Origin of the sequence: Pseudonocardia halophobica (assembly GCF_027922425.1) — a bacterium.
GTDB classification, from domain to species: Bacteria; Actinomycetota; Actinomycetes; order Mycobacteriales; family Pseudonocardiaceae; genus Pseudonocardia; species Pseudonocardia halophobica.
The window spans coordinates 1-2,114 of the sequence record NZ_BSFQ01000093.1; the positions used below are offsets into that span (position 1 = coordinate 1).

Consider the following 2,114-nt stretch of genomic DNA (forward strand, 5'->3'; position numbering starts at 1 on the left):
CCTGATCACGCCCGGCAAGACGAACCTTCACGAGATGGCCGTCGGTCCTGCCACCGAGCCATTGCTATTCGGGGCGACCCGGAACCCCTGGAACGCGGTCATGTCGACCGGGGGCTCGAGCGGGGGAGCCGCCGCAGCCGTCGCGGCCGGCCTCGTCCCGCTCGCACACGCGAACGACGGCGGGGGTTCGATCCGGATCCCGGCGTCGTCCTGCGGGCTCGTAGGCCTCAAGCCGAGCCGAGGTCGCAACCCCCTCGGACCCCGTTACGGCCACGTCTGGGGCGGCCTAGTCGCCGAACACGTCGTCAGCCGCAGCGTTCGGGACAGCGCCGCTGCCCTCGACGCAACGCACGGTCCTGACGTGGGCGCGCCGTACTGGTTCGAGAATCCGCCGACGACGTTCCTCGAGTCGATCAGCCGCCTGGAGCGGCCGCTGAAGATCGCGTTCACCGAACAGACTTATGGAGGGGACGAAGTTCACGAAGAGTGCCGAGCCGCAGTGCGGCACGCCGCGACTCTGTGCGAATCCCTCGGCCACAAGGTCGTCGAGTCCCGGCCACCCATCGATGAAGACGTCCTGTTCGACAACTTCACCCGCTTGCTCGCCGCGGCTGTCGCGGCCACGGTTCGCGACGTCGTTCGCCTCAAGGGGCGCAAGCCCCGGGAGGATGAGATCGAGCCACTGGTGTGGTTGATGGCCCAACGCGGCGAGAGGATCAGCGGGGGCGAGTACCTCACCGCGGTGCAGGATCTACAGGCATTGAGCCGGCAGGTCGCTCAGTTCCACGAGGAGTTCGACGTGATGCTCACGCCGACGCTCGGAAGGCCTCCCGTCCCGATCGGGGCGTTCGTGATCGAGCCCGGCGCAGACCCCTTCGAGACCCGACGGCGGATGTGGTCGTTCGCGCCGTTTCCGCAGCTTCAGAACGCGACAGGCCAGCCGGCCATCTCCCTTCCACTGCACTGGACACCCGACGGTCTGCCGGTCGGGGTTCAAGCTGTGGCGAGACTCGGCGAGGAGCACACGCTGTTCGGGTTAGCCGGCCAGCTAGAGGCCGCGGCACCTTGGACGCATCGCTGGCCTCCCATCTCGGTCGCCAGCAGGGAAGCGGGCGCGACCCGCCCCGGCTCTCTGCATGATGAGGCTTCTTGATGTCGCGCGGTGGGACGCTTGCAGAGCTGTGGCTATTGCCCGGTGTTGCAGCAGATGTCTGAAGCGACGGAGACCAGGCGGCCCCCCTGACGCTACACCGTGCTCCACACGATTGCTGTCGCCGGGGTTTTCGATGTCGGCCCGAATGAGGGGCTCTTCCGGATTCGACACCCTGCCGCGGCGCCGCTCGCACTAGTCACACCTCAACGCCTTCGGCTTCAGTCTGGGTGCGCTTGAGGTGGGAGACGATGTCGCGCTCGACGTCGCGGATATGCCGGACGGCGGCTGTGCGAGCGTCGCGCACTCGACCTCCGATAACCGCCTCGACAATTTGGCGGTGACCGGCATTAGCAGCCTCGCGCCGACCGGGTAGCCCGATCACCTGGTGGGAGTAGGCGAGGAATAAGGGCTCGACGGTCGAGTGCAGCTTCAGTAACAACGAGTTCTTCGTTAGCCGCGCGATGCCCCGGTGGAGGTCGGCGTCGAGGGCGACGAATGCGTCGTCGCTCAGCCCTGGATCGGCCATTGCGGTGAGGACGTCCTGGAGCTCGGCGGCTTCCTCCGGACTGGCGCGACGGGCGGCGAGTCCAGCAGCGTCCCGTTCGAGGGTGATCCGGACTTCGAAGAGTTCGGAAACCGTATATTCATCGAGCTCGAGGAGCTGGGACAGATCCGGCTGGCGGCGCGAGCTGCTGACGACGAATACGCCGATGCCGTGGTCGGTGCGCAGCATGCCGTTGGCCTCGACGACGCGGATGGCCTCGCGCATCGAGCTGCGACCAACGCCGAACTGGTCAGCGAGGGCACGCTCGGGGGGCAGCTTGTCGCCTGGTTTGAAATCTCCTCGAGTGATCATGAGCTCAAGCTGCTCAGCGACGGAGTCCGCCACCTTCAACCGGCGAACCGGCTCGATCCCGCCGCGGACCGGGCTGCTCATACGGCCCCTCCTTCTCCTGCCGCC

The 2,114-nt window shown here is 67.1% G+C and carries 2 protein-coding genes; one reads left to right on the forward strand and one right to left on the reverse strand.

What is annotated here, in order from left to right:
- Positions 1-1,153: amidase (locus PKE99_RS37305; RefSeq protein ID WP_271214999.1), on the forward strand; the 1,153-nt coding region annotated here is incomplete at its 5' end.
- 196 nt (positions 1,154-1,349) lie between these two features.
- Here PKE99_RS37305 and PKE99_RS37310 read toward each other — a convergent pair.
- Entirely contained in the window at positions 1,350-2,090 is a 741-nt protein-coding gene (locus PKE99_RS37310; RefSeq protein ID WP_271215000.1) for a FadR/GntR family transcriptional regulator, read from the reverse strand.
- Positions 2,091-2,114: the final 24 nt, after the last annotated feature.